Below are 14,862 nucleotides of genomic sequence, written 5' to 3' on the forward strand. Positions count from 1 at the left end.
AAAGGATGGATGAAACATGGCACACGTATACTATCACAATGATATTCAAGATGAGGTACTAAAAAATAAGAAGGTAGCTGTCGTAGGTTACGGTTCCCAGGGTCATGCTCACGCACGAAACTTGAAAGAGAGCGGTCATAACGTTGTTGTTGGTCTTCGTAAAGGAAAATCATGGGATCAAGCGGAAGAGGATGGTCTGGAAGTGAAACTCGTAGCGGATGCTGTAGCAGATGCTGATGTCGTCATGGTTCTTCTTCCGGATGAATACCAGCCGAAAGTGTACGAAGAGCATATCAAACCAAACTTAAAATCAGGTGCAGCCCTTGCTTTTGCACACGGGTTTAACGTTCATTTCAACCAAGTAGTTCCTCCATCTGATGTGGATGTATTCCTTGTTGCACCTAAAGGCCCGGGACATCTTGTCCGCCGCACATTTGAAGAGGGTGCAGGAGTACCGGCACTTATTGGCGTCGAGCAGGATGTATCAGGGGAAGCGAAAGAAATCGCTCTTGCTTATGCGAAAGGAATCGGCGGCGGTCGTGCAGGTGTTCTGGAAACGTCCTTCCAGGAAGAAACAGAAACGGACTTGTTCGGTGAGCAGGCTGTTCTGTGTGGCGGACTTACAAGTCTTGTAAAAGCAGGATTTGAAACGTTGACAGAAGCCGGCTACCAACCAGAGGTTGCCTACTTTGAATGTATGCACGAGCTGAAGCTGATCGTTGACTTGATGTATGAAGGCGGCCTTGAAGGCATGCGTTATTCCATCTCCGATACAGCACAGTGGGGAGACTTCGTTTCCGGTCCACGCGTTGTGGATGAAGGAACAAAAGCCCGCATGAAAGATGTACTCACTGATATCCAGACAGGTAAATTCGCTAAAGGCTGGATCCTTGAAAACCAGGTGAACCGTCCTGAATTCAATGCCATCAATAACCGTGAGAATAATCATCAAATCGAGAAGGTGGGTAGAGAGCTTCGTGAATTAATGCCGTTCGTTAAGAAGTCCCAATCCAAAGAAAAGGATGTGGTATCACATGGCTCACGTTAATGTTTTCGACACAACCCTTAGAGACGGAGAACAGTCCGCTGGCGTCAATTTGAACCGTTTAGAAAAAGTAGAAATTGCCAAACAGCTGGAACGTTTAGGTGTAGATATTATGGAGGCGGGTTTTCCCGCTTCCTCTCAAGCCGATTTTGAGGCGGTTAAGGAAATCGCCGATACCGTCAAAGGTTGTTCGGTGACAGGGTTGGCAAGAGCTAACAAACGTGACATTGATATTGCTTGGGAAGCATTGAAAGGCGGAGCGGAACCACGACTGCATGTGTTTATCGCAACTTCTCCGATCCATATGACGCATAAGCTGAAAAAAACACCGGAAGAGGTCACCCAGACAGCCGTTGAGATGGTTTCTTATGCCAAGGAGAAATTCGCACATGTACAGTTCTCGGCTGAAGATGCCCTGCGTTCAGATCGTGAGTTTCTCGTTCATATTATTGAGAAAGTCATTGATGCAGGTGCAAGTGTCATCAACCTTCCAGACACGGTTGGTTATACCACTCCCGATGAAATTGGCCGCCTCTTCCGCTATGTAAGAGAGCATGTACCAAATATCGACCGGGCCATTTTGTCGACGCACAATCACGACGATTTGGGAATGGCGGTAAGTAACTCCCTTGCAGCAATTGAGAGTGGGGCCCGTCAGATTGAAGGCACCATCAATGGAATTGGGGAACGTGCAGGAAATGCCGCTCTTGAGGAAATTGCTGTCGCCTTGAAGATACGCCAAGACCGCTTTGATTTCTCTACCAATCTTGTACTTAAAGAAATTAAGCGGACAAGCGACCTTGTCAGTCGTTTAACAGGAATGATGGTCCCGGGAAATAAAGCGGTAGTGGGTCGAAACGCTTTTGCCCACGAATCCGGAATTCATCAGGATGGCATGCTGAAAGATGCATCGACCTATGAAATTATTACTCCAGCTATGGTTGGAATCGATTCGAGCCAAATGGTGCTTGGAAAGCATTCAGGCCGCCACGCATTTAAACAAAGAGCCGAAGAACTTGGATTTGAACTTAGCGAAAGTAAGCTCAAAGAAGCTTTTGACTCTTTCAAAGTTCTGACAGGCAAGAAAAAAGAAGTCACAGATGAAGACCTATTTGCGATCTTAACGGATACACAAACGGAAAATGAAGATCAGCCGAAATATGAACTAAAAGCATTCCAGGTCCAATATGGAAGCATTAACCGGCCGACAGCAACAGTTCTTCTGACAAATCCTGATGGAGAAGAAGTTGAAAAAGCCAATACAGGAGAAGGAAGCGTTGAAGCCATCTATAATACGCTGGATGATCTTATTGATGCCGATGTTCATTTACAGGACTACCAGTTAAGCTCCATCGGTAAAGGGCGCGATGCTCTTGCAGAAGTTCATGTTCAGTTGACTGTAGACGGGGTGAAGGCTTCCGGTCGCGGATCCGCTCAGGACGTACTTGAAGCTTCAGCTCATGCTTTCTTGAACGCCGTGAACCGCACACTATATCAAGTAAAACGTCAATCTGGTTATCAAAAAATGCAAGTCTAATTAATGGGGGGATGAACATGGAGAAACATATCGTTCTTTTGCCAGGGGATGGCATCGGTCCTGAGGTGACCAAGGCTGCCAAGCGCGTGCTGCAGGCTGTCGCGGATCGTTACCAGCATTCATTTACATTTGAAAATCATGACATCGGAGGAGTGGCGATTGATCAACAAGGCACACCACTCCCGGAAGATACCGTTCAAGCAGCTAAAAAAGCAGATGCCATTTTTCTCGGTGCCGTTGGAGGACCGAAGTGGGATCAGCTGCCGGGTCACATGAGACCGGAAAAAGGGCTGCTTGGCATACGTAAACAGCTGGGCTTGTTTGCAAATCTCCGCCCTGTCAAAGCATTTAATCAGTTGCTCCATGCCTCGCCGTTGAAACAAGAAGTTGTTCAAGCCAGTGATCTATTAATCGTTCGTGAATTGACGGGAGGTCTTTATTTCGGGCAGCCGAGTGAACGCAGGAATAATGGAGAAGAGGTTGTGGATACTCTCGCTTACGAAAGAAGAGAGATTGAAAGAATTGTCGATCAAGCCTTTCAAAGTGCCCAGGTCAGAAGAAAGCACCTCACATCTGTTGATAAAGCAAACGTGTTGGAATCCAGCCGGATGTGGAGGGAAGTCGTTGAAGAAAAGAAAGCGGCCTATCCTGACGTTTCCGTTGAACACATGCTGGTGGATGCTGCAGCAATGAAACTTGTGACAAATCCGACTTATTTTGACGTCATCGTGACGGAAAATATGTTTGGGGATATCTTGAGTGATGAAGCCTCCGTTTTGACTGGATCTCTTGGAATGCTTCCTTCAGCAAGTCTAAATGAAAACGGGGTAGGTCTTTACGAACCTGTCCATGGATCTGCACCGGATATTGCCGGAGAAGATAAGGCCAACCCGCTTGCCAGTATTCTTTCTGTAGCGATGATGCTTAAGCATTCCTTTGGCTTAGAGGAAGAAGCAGAACAAGTGGAGACGGCCGTACAGGAAGTTCTTAGTGGAGGGTATCACACAGCTGACATTGATGTGAAAGGTGGAACAAAGGTCAGCGGAAGTGAACTGGCAGCTAAGGTTGTTGATCAGATAGGAAGCAATGATACTACTGAAAATATTATGCGTTGTTACGTATAAAAACAGAAAGAAGGGAGCGGAACGGAATGAGTCAGCCAAAAACCATTGTAGAAAAAATTTGGGATCAGCATGTCGTCCACGAAGAAGAAGGGAAGCCGAATCTCCTCTATATCGACTTGCATTTGATTCATGAGGTGACCTCTCCCCAGGCATTCGAAGGATTACGAATGAGCGGAAGAAAGGTAAGACGTCCGGATCGTACATTTGCAACCATGGACCACAATGTACCTACGATCCATCGGAATGTGATTAAAGATGAAGTATCAAAAAAACAGATGGAGACACTTGAGTCCAACTGTAAAGAATTCGGCGTTCACCTAGCTGATATTAATCATCCGGATCAAGGGATTGTGCATGTTATTGGTCCGGAACTTGGACTTACACAGCCTGGGAAGACAATTGTGTGCGGGGACAGCCATACATCTACACACGGCGCATTTGGTGCCCTGGCGTTTGGTATCGGTACAAGTGAGGTTGAACATGTGTTGGCTACTCAATCCTTGTGGCAGGCCCGTCCTAAAACACTGCAGGTGAAAGTTGATGGAGTACTTGGCACAGGGGTGACGGCTAAAGATTTAATTCTCGCTATTATTGGAAAATACGGGGTTCGTTTTGGAACGGGTCACGTCATTGAATACACTGGTGAAGCAGTTCGAAACCTTTCAATGGAAGAGCGGATGACCGTTTGTAACATGTCGATTGAAGCTGGTGCGCGGGCAGGTCTTATTAGTCCTGACGCAGCAACCGTGGATTATCTAAAAGGCAAGCGGTATGTTCCGGAAGGAGAGGACTTTGAAGAGGCAGCAGAAGCGTGGCTTTCTCTAGCAACGGATGAGGGTGCCGAATATGACCAGACGCTCTCTATTCACGCCGATGAAATAGAGCCGCAGGTCACCTGGGGAACGAACCCATCTCAATGTGTTCCCGTCAGTGGTCGCGTACCCGATCCTGAAAAAGCAGAAGATGACAGGGACGGAATTGAAAGAGCTATTGCTTATATGGGTCTGGAAGCTAATCAAGACATCGAATCGATTCCGATTGAGCATGTATTCATTGGATCTTGTACGAACTCCAGGTTAAGCGACCTTCAAAGAGCAGCCGAAATTGTAAAAGGCGGCCGCGTTCATGAAGGGGTCCGTGCACTTGTCGTACCTGGATCTAAATCAGTAAAAGAAGCGGCTGAGGCAGAAGGACTGGATACGATCTTCCTTACCGCCGGCTTCGAGTGGCGCGATGCCGGATGCAGCATGTGTCTAGCTATGAATGATGACATTGTACCGCCGGGGGAACGCTGCGCTTCTACATCAAACCGAAACTTTGAGGGCCGGCAGGGAAATGGAGCCCGTACTCATCTTGTGAGTCCTGAAATGGCAGCGGCGGCTGCTTTGGAAGGACGCTTTGTAGACGTCAGAAAATACGCCAGTACTGTAGGAGGGTGAACCGATGGAACCAATCAATCAGCATAAAGGTCTGGTCTACCCATTGAATCGATCAAATGTCGATACCGATCAGATTATTCCAAAACAGTTTCTTAAACGAATTGAACGCCAAGGATTCGGTCAGTTCCTCTTTTACAACTGGCGTTTCCATGACGATGGGACGCCAAGGGGAGACTTCTCATTGAATGACCCCAAATACGACGGGGCTTCTATCCTTGTCGGAGGCGAAAACTTTGGCTGCGGTTCCTCAAGAGAACACGCGCCATGGGCGATTCAGGACTTTGGATTTAAGGTTGTCATTGCCCCGAGTTTCGCCGACATTTTTTATAACAACTGCTTCAAAAACGGGATTTTACCCATTCAGTTACCGAAGCCGGTTGTTGATCAGCTGATGGAAAAGGCTCAGAAAGAAAAGTATGAACTGCAGGTCAATTTGGAAAAGCAGATCATTGATGATGGCGACTTAGAAGTTTCTTTTCACATTCAACCCTACCATAAGGAGATGTTGTTGAATGGATGGGATGAGATTGCTGTCACATTGACGTATGAAGACAAAATTGACCAGTACGAAAACAAATCAAAAGGAGTGAAGACGTTGGGGATTTCTTAACGCTAGCAAAAGTAATGGATGCACAGGAACAACTGCAAGGGGTGGTGCACCGAACCCCTCTGCAAACATCAACGACCTTCAATGAAAAGACCGGGCAGCATGTGTATTTGAAGATGGAAAACCAGCAGAAAACAGGTGCTTTCAAGGTGCGGGGGGCTTCTTATAAAGTCGCTTGTCTGACAGAAGAAGAAGCTTCCCGCGGAGTGATTGCCGCATCTGCCGGCAATCATGCTCAAGGGGTAGCCCTCGCTGCTAAAAAACGTGGCATTACAGCTAAAATCTTTATGCCCGAAGCAACGCCCCAGGCAAAAGTGGAAGCGACTAAGAGTTACGGTGCTACCATCGTATTGACAGGGGAATCCTTCCAGGAAGCTTATCAGGAAGCTGTTCTTGAGCAAAAGCGCACGGGAGCAACTTTCCTTCATCCATTCGATGATTATGAAGTGATGGCTGGGCAGGCGACGGTAGCTGTTGAAATGCTTCAGCAGCAGCCGGACTTGGATCGTATCTTCGTCCCCATTGGCGGAGGCGGGTTAATCAGCGGGGTTGCTTTTGCAGCCAAGCAGCTGAAACCTGATATCAAGGTGATTGGTGTACAATCCGCCAAAGCACCTTCCACGTATAATGCCTTGTATAAAGCAGGTCCTGAAAAACTGACCTCTGTCTCAACGATTGCTGACGGAATTGCCGTGAAGGAACATGGGAAATTGACCTACACGTGCATCCAGAAATACGTGGATCAGGTGATTACCGTAGAGGAACATGAAATCGCTCAAGCTATGCTTTTGTTACTGGAACGAGAGAAGACACTTGTCGAAGGCGCAGGAGCTACAGCACTTGCAGGCCTCCTTCGTACATGTGAATCGTTTGGGGAAGAACAATGCGGCGTCGTCTTGAGCGGTGGGAATATGGATTTGTCCCGGTTACCGCTGGTCCACAAGCTAGCCAACCCAAAAAAGGTGGTCATCGCGTAAGATGACGAACAGGAAAAGAGTTCCACTCTTTTCCTGTTTTTTTTATGTTCAATAGGATAAGAATACATCATTATGCGGGACAGCCTATGGTAGCTTTTTTCTACTTTCCGATTCCTGCTATTATTAATGATTTTGATAAGTGGTATTAAAACACATCACTAACAGCGTTCTTAAAAGAGGTGTTACAATAGCTTGGTCTCGAAAAAATACCTAGAGGTGAAATGATGAATAACTTTTTACAACATAATCCAACCAAACTTTATTTCGGTAAAGGGCAGATAGAACAAATTACCAATGAAATTGGAAAAAGAGCAAAAGTACTCGTCATTTATGGCGGGGGGAGCATTAAACGTAACGGCGTTTATGATGATGTTATAAGGCAGCTGAATGCTGTAGATGCTGAGATTTATGAGTTGTCCGGTGTTGATCCTAATCCACGTCTTGCGACAGTTCGTAAAGGAGTGGAGATCTGTAAACAGGAAGGCATTGACTTTCTTCTTGCTGTTGGCGGGGGGAGCGTAATCGATTGTACGAAGGCCATCGCAGCAGGTGCGGAGTATGAAGGAGATGCCTGGGATTTGATCACCCAGCAGGCACCGATTGAAAAAGCTCTGCCTATTGGTACCGTCCTGACCTTAGCGGCGACAGGGTCTGAAATGAATGCTGTTTCTGTGATTACGAACTGGGAAGCAAAAGACAAACTCGGGTGGGGGTCTCCGCTCGTTTATCCAACTTTCTCTATTCTCGATCCGACCTATACCTTCTCTGTACCGGAGAATCAGACTGTATATGGAATTGTCGACAGTATGTCTCATGCGCTGGAACATTACTTCCACCGCACACCGAATACACCGATGATTGATGGATTTATTGAGTCCCTCCTGCGAACGGCTATTGAAACGGGACCGAAGCTGATTGAAAACCCTCAATCGTACGAATACCGTGAAACGATGATGTACTTGAGTACAACAGCTTTCAACGGTACATTGATGAACGGAACTGATGGTGGGGATTGGGCAACACACCGGATTGAACATGCCATATCAGCCGTCTATGATATTCCGCACGGCGGTGGATTGGCGATTCTTTTCCCGAACTGGCTCGAACATGTACTGGAAGATGACCCAAGCCGGGTGAAGCAGCTTGCGGTGAACGTACTAAACGTTGATCCAACCGGTAAAGAAGACAAAGAAACTGCCCGTGAAGGGGCGCAGGCGCTGCGTGATTTTTGGAATTCTTTAGGTGCACCACAGACGTTAAGAGATTATGACATTGATGATCGAGACTTCGATGCGATTATAGAGAAGACATTCATTAAACCTGGTGTAGGCACCTATAAAGAAATGAACAAAGAAAGTGTACGTGACATCTTGAAACGTTCTTTATAAAACTAAAAGGAGGATCCGGCATTTGTCGGGTCCTTTTTATATCCTGGTTTTTACATTTTTTTCATCTGTTAGGGTGTTTTTTTACAAAATGATTAAAATTTATTTTCTCTGCATGCATTTTTGAAATTTGTCGATATACTTGTAGGTACGTGAAAATTTCCCCGCTAATAAAACGACTAAACTATTTACTATTGATACAGGGAGTTATAGATTTTGAGAACATTTATTCTATTCATCACACTCATGTTTACGATTAATTTTACTCATGCGGTTTCGGTTGCAGCTGTTTCTTCTCCTGAAGCACCTAACATCTCGAGCGATGCTGCCATTGTTCTGGAGGAAAATACGGGAGCAGTCCTTTATGAAAAAAATGCAGACGTTCCTATGTATCCCGCAAGCTTAACAAAGATGGCTACGGCTATATATGCGTTGGAACGTGGAAATGAAGAAGATATAGTCACGGTAAGTGAAGAAGCGAGAAATACAGGTGGATCCAGTGTTTATCTTATGGAAGATGAGCAGGTACAATTGAAGGAATTAGTTCAAGGGTTGTTGATTAATTCCGGAAATGATGCCGGAGTTGCGATTGCTGAACATATGAGTGGAAGCGTTGAACAATTTGCAGCAGACTTAAATCAGTATCTTGAAGAAGAAGTTGGTGTGAAGCAGACGCACTTTGAAAATCCTCATGGACTATTTAATGAGGACCATAAAACAACAGCAAAAGATCTCGCTGCCATTACACGGTATGCGATGAAGAATGAACAATTCAGAGATATATTTGGTACAAAAGAATTGGAATGGTCAGGGGAATCGTGGGAGACGACTCTCTATACACATCACAAATTAATGAGAGAAGATCCGTATGATGGGATTACGGGAGGTAAAACCGGCTATGTTTTTCAATCCGGATTTACACTTGCCACAACAGCATCCCGAGGCAAGACCGATCTCATTGTCATTACGTTGAAGAGTGACCTGCAGGATCAATCTTATACAGATACGGAAATTTTATTGGATTATGGATTTGAACATTATGAGACCTCCGAATTAGAAGCAGCAGGGAACTTTAAAGAAGCGAAAGAAACCTATGTTCTTCCCGAACACCTTCTCTATACCCATTTAAAAGGCAGTGAAACCGACAGCACCATAGACTCATCTGGTCGTTTAACAATTTCCTATGAGGACGGAACGCCTATTACATCGCTAAAGCTCGAAAAAGCTGAGGAGAAAAAAGAGCCTTCCCCAACTGAAAGTCACGAATCCGGTTGGACAGAATACGTTCAATACTTGATATTCTCCCCTACTTTCTGGGCGGTCGAAGTATTAAAGATATAGATTAAAAAGAGTTTCCTTTTATTAGGGAGCTCTTTTTTTGTTTTCTACAAAAAGAGGGTTTCAGAGCTTACAAATCGAAAGACAAGAATACTAACCAAAAGGAGAGGTTTTTCATGGCATATGAATTGAAAACGAAAGAAAATGACCGTGATGTTCTCGAATTTATAGAGTCCGTGGAACATCCAAAAAAGAAAGAAGATGCCTATAGACTGTTAGATATTTTCACAGAAACCACTGGTTATGAAGCAAAGATGTGGGGAAGCAGTATCATTGGATTTGGTTCTTATCACTACAAGTATAAGACGGGTCATGAGGGGGATGCGCCGCTCGTCGGGTTTTCTCCACGGAAGGCAAAGATCAGTCTTTATTTTGCTACAGGAGATGAGGAAAGAGAAGAGCTGCTTAGTCAATTTGGAAAACATAAGGCAGGGAAGGCCTGTGTGTACATCAATAAAGTGGATGACATTGATATCGAGGTTTTAAAGTCACTCATTCAACAATCTATAGCATTTTTACAAAAAAGGTACCCTGTGAGTTCATAAGAGAAGGAAGATAGAACAGTCGCTGCGATCTTCGTAGTGAATCTCACGCGTGGATAGGAGAATAAATCTATGATATTCGAATTAACGAATCAACTACGAGTTTCTAATATTAATGAAGGAATAAGCTGGTATGAACAGTTGTTTCAAAAGCAGCCTGACTTTATTCCGCATGAAGGGTTTGTTGAGTGGGAGATGGTAACAGGGTCCTGGCTTCAGATAGCCGAGGGTGTTCCCTCTAAGGAAAGCGGTCCGTTACGTTTAGGGGTGACAAATATTGAAGCTCAACGGTCAAGAGTAATGAAGGATCTTGGTGTTGAAGAATTTGAAATTCATTCACGAGAGGAAGTTCCGGTGAAGTGGGGGACCTTCCTTGATCCATGGGGAAACAGCATCGGATTTTACGAATACCTGGATAAAAAAGAGGAGAAAGACCGTATTGATACGGTGTTCAACCGGGGGTAGGAGCGTCTGGTTTTTCATTCACACCAGAACGGGAACTTCTATTAAGATAAAAGAAGCTTAAAACGGAATCTTTCATTTGTGAGCAAGTTATTTGGAAGGTTCAGTTTTAAGTATGTATCCCTATCTATTGAAAACAGGAGGGGTTAAATGGAGATTTATTCATTCAAAAAAGAGTACGGCAGGGAAATCACATAGTTCGATTCCAACTTCATTATGTCACGTATTACCCATACGCAAAAAACTGCTCATATCGGATGTATGCATGTAGAGAAGGACGGAGATGAAATCAAAACAGAAGCCGGCTTAACTGCTATTGTGATTGAAAGTGAAGAGCTGGATCCTTCAGCTATGACATTATTCAATAACTCATAACAATCCTTATAAAGTGTTTCGTCAGCGGGGACGATATTATTTAGGATGAATACTTCTGGTGATACACCTGCAGGAAAAGAGGAGGCATTTATATGACAACGAAAAGAGAATTATCCGTAGAACAAAGGAAAGAACTACTCAGTACATTGAAAGCTCGTTTTGAGAAAAACATGGACCGCCATAAAGGCTTTGAATGGGATGAAGTACAATCAAAACTTGAAGCGGATCATGAGTCATTATGGTCGCTTCATGAAATGGAAAAAACAAAAGGCGAACCGGATGTGGTCGGGTATGATAAAGATACGAGTGAATACATTTTTTACGATTGTTCCGTGGAGAGTCCTAAAGGGCGGAGAAGTGTATGTTATGACCGTAAAGCATTGGAATCAAGAAAAAAATATAAACCGGAAAATAACGCTCTGGATATGGCGGCTGCCATGGGGATTGAACTTTTAACTGAGGAACAATACCGGGATCTGCAGCAACTTGGAACATTCGATTTGAAAACCTCGAGCTGGGTGCAGACACCTGCTGATATTAGAGAACTTGGCGGAGCTCTCTTTTGTGATCGTCGCTACGACACCGTCTTTGTGTACCATAATGGTGCAGAATCCTACTATGCGGCAAGGGGGTTCCGTGGGGCAGTGAGGGTATAATCATGTGCACAAATCCAGAATAGATGAAATCCAGCATCAGGTGCGAATACCGAAGCAGGTGAACGACCTGTTTTAATTGATGTTGTGTACATAATAGAAAAGGGATATACCGGTGGTGGGATATCCCTTTTTTCGTATGAATTTAAAAGGAATAGGAGTCGCCGTCATCTGGAACTAAAACTTGAGAAGCGAATCCTTCATGTTCTGTAAAGTCCTTTAACTCTTCTCTGGATAATGTCCAGTGGTTAACGGCTTCCATATGGACGACGATAATCTTTGACTGAGGAGAAGCTTTATATACTTCATAGATATCCTCTTTCCCCATGACGAGCGATCCTCCTTCATGGAATTGGTTGTCCCCGCCATTCACAACGATGATTTCTGGATGGTGCTGGACGATTTCATTTTTGATGTCTCCATACCATACTGTATCTCCAGCGACATATAGGATCTGCTCGTCCTGATGTTTAAAAACGACACCGCAAACCTCCCCGGTAAGGTTCAGGATTTCACCCCTGCCGTGTTGTCCTTCTGTCTTAATTAATTGAATCCCTTCAAATGCCGAGTCTTTTGATAAAACTTCTACGTTTAGAAAGCCAGCCTGTTTCACTTCCAGAGCGTCTGCTTCATTTTGAACAAACATTTGAATGTTTTTTGGCAGAGCATCTTTGGCTGCATCATCAAAGTGGTCAAGGTGTAAATGCGTAATAATGACAGCGTCGACATTTTCTATTATATTGTCGATGGAAATTGGTAATCGGACTAGCGGATTATTCTGATCTTGTCTTTCGGAATTTGGAAATGGAGGGTAGGACCCTTTCTCAGCCAGCATAGGATCAATTAAGAACCTTTTACCAGCATAATGTATGAAAAGCGTTGCATTTCGGATGTGTTGGATATCCATATTTCCAGCTCCTTTTCTTATTATTATCTATATTTTATACTTAGATGAATGACCGAATACAGAGATAAATTCAAGTCTTTCGGTAGTTTTACTTGATAAATGAAAGGATTAATACCACATGCTGGATCAAACAGATATGAATATATTGAACGAATTAAAAGGAAACAGTCGGATTACTATGAAAGAACTAGGGGATAAAGTTCATTTAACAGGTCAAGCTGCCGCAGCCAGGGTGGCTAAGTTAGAAGATCAGGGAGTAATTGAAGAGTACACCATTCAGGTCAATCAGTCTGAAATGGGATATTTCATTCATGCCTTTCTGACGATCTACACACAAAACACCTTTCACAAGTCCTATCTAACATGGGTGGAAACCGAAAAGGACTTTGTCATCAATCATTATAAAATTAGTGGGGATGGATGCTATATCCTCGAGTGTCAATTTCCTTCTTATGAAAGATTGAATGAATTTTTAGTAGACTTAAATCGTCATGCAAACTACAAATTGTCCATCGTTATTAATAAACAGTGAATGGAACTAAAGGACACACAATCTCTTATAAAAGAGGGCAGATCATAACAATGGGATCTGCCTTCTTTTTTGTGCCTTCTTTATCAATGAAGGAGACAGGGTGTTGGCAGAACGAATGAAGTCTTCATATCTATGGGGGGATTTAGTCTTTTTCTATTAAAAATTAAAGGAAGAGGATGTTGGAAAATCACCCATGCAGGGGTTGGTTGATGAAGATCATAGATACTTTAAGATGAAATATAGGTAAAATTCAATATGTACCTGATGACCGGTTCGACTTTGGAAAAAGATAGTTTGTAAAGAGTAAAAAGGCCGCTTGAAATAGTTCAAGCGGCCTTTTTTTACTCTTCATAGAGAAGGAATTTATAGTTTGCTGGATTAATTGATATACATGCCAACCCCTGGGCCGAATGGTATGCCTAAGAGAGCAAAGGCAAGTAGTAAAACGATCCAGACACTTAGGAAGATGACGGCATATGGCAGCATAAGTGCAATCAATGTACCGAGTCCTGCTTTCTTATCGTATTCTTTCATAAATGCAAGAACGATAATGATATACGGGTTCATCGGTGTAATGATGTTTGTAGATGAATCGGCAATACGATAAGCGGCTTGAATGAACGCCGGATGATAATCCAACAGATAGAACATCTTCAAGAAAATCGGTGCTTCAAGCGCCCACTGGGCTGATCCACTGAAAATAAACATGTTCATCACAGCTGTCAAAAAGACAAATCCAATGACGACAGGAAGACCTGTCATATCTATCGAACCTAAGAAGTTTGCTCCACTGACCGCAATCCATGTACCGATATTTGTCCAATCGAAGTAAGCAATGAACTGGGCAGCAGCGAAAATCAGGACAATGAATCCAGACATTTCTTTCATGGCTTCGCCCATGTATCCGGAAATATCACGTGTGGAAGTGATATTCTTAACGGTTACTCCATAAGCGACACCGATGGTAATAAAGAATAGGAGAATAATAGGAACAATTCCGTCTAAGAATGGAGAAGGGATGATGCCGCCTTCTTCATTTCGTAATGCTGAACCAGGTATGGCAATCGCAATAATCAGCAGAGCAATGAATCCAAGAGCTGCCAGCACAGCGTTTCTGAACCCGCGTTTTTCCAATTTCGTACTTTCTTCTAACTCTGTACCGCCTTCGCCTTCGTATTTTCCTAGACGAGGTTCAACGATTTTTTCAGTAACTAATGCACCTGTGACGGATAAAAGGACGACAGAAGCAATCATGAAATACCAGTTGTCCACTGGTGTTACGACGATGTTTGAATCCAGACTCTCCATGACTTCTGTAGAAATACCGGAAAGCAGTGCATCTGTCCCTGCAATGATGATGTTGGCTGTGAAACCTGAACCGACACCGGCAAAACCTGCAGCGAGTCCGGCCAGTGGGTGACGGCCGAGTGTGTAAAATACCATGGCAGCTAGAGGAGGGACAATGACGAACGCTGCATCTGAAGCTAAGTTACCTAAAATACCAACGAAAATAACGGCATAAGTAATCATTGATTTCGGAGCTTTTAAAATGGTGCTCTTAATCGCTGTTTCCAATAGACCGACTTTATTAGCCAGACCAATACCGAGCATCATGGCCAGTACAAGTCCGAGGGGCTTAAAGCCGGTGAAGTTTTCGAGCATAGAGGTGAGGATATATTGTAATCCTTCTCCGGAAGCTAAGCTTTTGATGGGGATTTCTTCTCCTGTCCCTGGCTGTGTTGTCGTGACTCCAAAGAGGGAAATGATCCAGGAACCTATAATGGTGAAGACAGATAGGTAAACAAACAACATAAATGGATCAGGAAGTTTATTCCCCACTTTCTCTACGCCATTTAACAGTTTTGAAAAGCCTTGTGCTTTCTTTTTTGTGCTTTTCTTGCTCATGTTGACCATCCTTTCTATATTTAGGAAAAAATCC

15 protein-coding genes are annotated in these 14,862 nt (G+C 43.9%); 13 read left to right on the top strand and 2 right to left on the bottom strand.

Annotated elements, in window-relative coordinates:
* Positions 1-16 precede the first annotated feature (16 nt).
* The 12 genes from ilvC (at position 17) to LC036_RS01435 (ending at position 11,487) form a co-directional block, all read left to right on the top strand.
* On the top strand, positions 17-1,048 hold the full coding sequence (ilvC, locus tag LC036_RS01380) for a ketol-acid reductoisomerase (RefSeq protein WP_226577168.1): 1,032 nt from the start codon (positions 17-19) through the stop codon (positions 1,046-1,048).
* A complete protein-coding gene (locus LC036_RS01385) occupies positions 1,035-2,582 on the top strand; it encodes a 2-isopropylmalate synthase (protein WP_226577171.1) in 1,548 nt (515 codons plus the stop codon). Before ilvC ends, LC036_RS01385 begins: the two co-directional genes overlap by 14 nt.
* 17 nt (positions 2,583-2,599) lie before the next feature.
* Positions 2,600-3,706, top strand: a complete 1,107-nt coding sequence (leuB, locus tag LC036_RS01390; RefSeq protein ID WP_226577173.1) for a 3-isopropylmalate dehydrogenase — start codon at positions 2,600-2,602, stop codon at positions 3,704-3,706.
* Between the two features lie 26 nt (positions 3,707-3,732).
* Entirely contained in the window at positions 3,733-5,145 is a 1,413-nt protein-coding gene (gene leuC, locus LC036_RS01395) for a 3-isopropylmalate dehydratase large subunit (protein WP_226577176.1), read from the top strand.
* 4 nt (positions 5,146-5,149) lie between these two features.
* Positions 5,150-5,755 (top strand): 3-isopropylmalate dehydratase small subunit, encoded by a 606-nt coding sequence (gene leuD, locus LC036_RS01400; RefSeq protein WP_226577179.1) that lies wholly within the window; start codon positions 5,150-5,152, stop codon positions 5,753-5,755.
* A 14-nt stretch (positions 5,756-5,769) separates the two neighbouring features.
* Entirely contained in the window at positions 5,770-6,729 is a 960-nt protein-coding gene (gene ilvA / locus LC036_RS01405; protein ID WP_226577180.1) for a threonine ammonia-lyase, read from the top strand.
* Between the two features lie 224 nt (positions 6,730-6,953).
* Positions 6,954-8,117: an iron-containing alcohol dehydrogenase gene (locus LC036_RS01410; protein WP_226577183.1), complete on the top strand. Its 1,164-nt coding sequence runs from the start codon at positions 6,954-6,956 to the stop codon at positions 8,115-8,117.
* A 213-nt stretch (positions 8,118-8,330) separates the two neighbouring features.
* A complete protein-coding gene (locus LC036_RS01415; protein ID WP_226577185.1) occupies positions 8,331-9,455 on the top strand; it encodes a D-alanyl-D-alanine carboxypeptidase family protein in 1,125 nt (374 codons plus the stop codon).
* A gap of 113 nt (positions 9,456-9,568) precedes the next feature.
* Positions 9,569-9,997 carry a DUF1801 domain-containing protein gene (locus LC036_RS01420; protein ID WP_226577187.1) on the top strand — a complete coding sequence of 143 codons (429 nt, stop codon included), beginning with the start codon at positions 9,569-9,571 and terminating at the stop codon, positions 9,995-9,997.
* A gap of 69 nt (positions 9,998-10,066) precedes the next feature.
* Positions 10,067-10,459, top strand: a complete 393-nt coding sequence (locus LC036_RS01425) for a VOC family protein (protein ID WP_226577191.1) — start codon at positions 10,067-10,069, stop codon at positions 10,457-10,459.
* A gap of 213 nt (positions 10,460-10,672) precedes the next feature.
* Positions 10,673-10,831, top strand: a complete 159-nt coding sequence (locus LC036_RS01430) for a hypothetical protein (RefSeq protein ID WP_413229808.1) — start codon at positions 10,673-10,675, stop codon at positions 10,829-10,831.
* Between the two features lie 92 nt (positions 10,832-10,923).
* Positions 10,924-11,487: a DUF4256 domain-containing protein gene (locus LC036_RS01435; RefSeq protein ID WP_226577193.1), complete on the top strand. Its 564-nt coding sequence runs from the start codon at positions 10,924-10,926 to the stop codon at positions 11,485-11,487.
* A gap of 142 nt (positions 11,488-11,629) precedes the next feature.
* On the opposite strand, the gene LC036_RS01440 is transcribed toward LC036_RS01435, so the two are convergent.
* Positions 11,630-12,391, bottom strand: coding sequence for an MBL fold metallo-hydrolase (locus LC036_RS01440; protein ID WP_226577196.1), 762 nt, complete (start codon positions 12,389-12,391; stop codon positions 11,630-11,632).
* A gap of 118 nt (positions 12,392-12,509) precedes the next feature.
* Here LC036_RS01440 and LC036_RS01445 point away from each other — a divergent pair, with 118 nt between their 5' ends.
* On the top strand, positions 12,510-12,923 hold the full coding sequence (locus tag LC036_RS01445) for an Lrp/AsnC family transcriptional regulator (protein WP_226577199.1): 414 nt from the start codon (positions 12,510-12,512) through the stop codon (positions 12,921-12,923).
* 378 nt (positions 12,924-13,301) lie between these two features.
* On the opposite strand, the gene LC036_RS01450 is transcribed toward LC036_RS01445, so the two are convergent.
* Entirely contained in the window at positions 13,302-14,828 is a 1,527-nt protein-coding gene (locus tag LC036_RS01450) for an AbgT family transporter (RefSeq protein WP_226577203.1), read from the bottom strand.
* Positions 14,829-14,862: the final 34 nt, after the last annotated feature.

This window comes from Halobacillus litoralis, assembly GCF_020524025.1.
Lineage (GTDB): Bacteria > Bacillota > Bacilli > Bacillales > Halobacillaceae > Halobacillus > Halobacillus litoralis_D.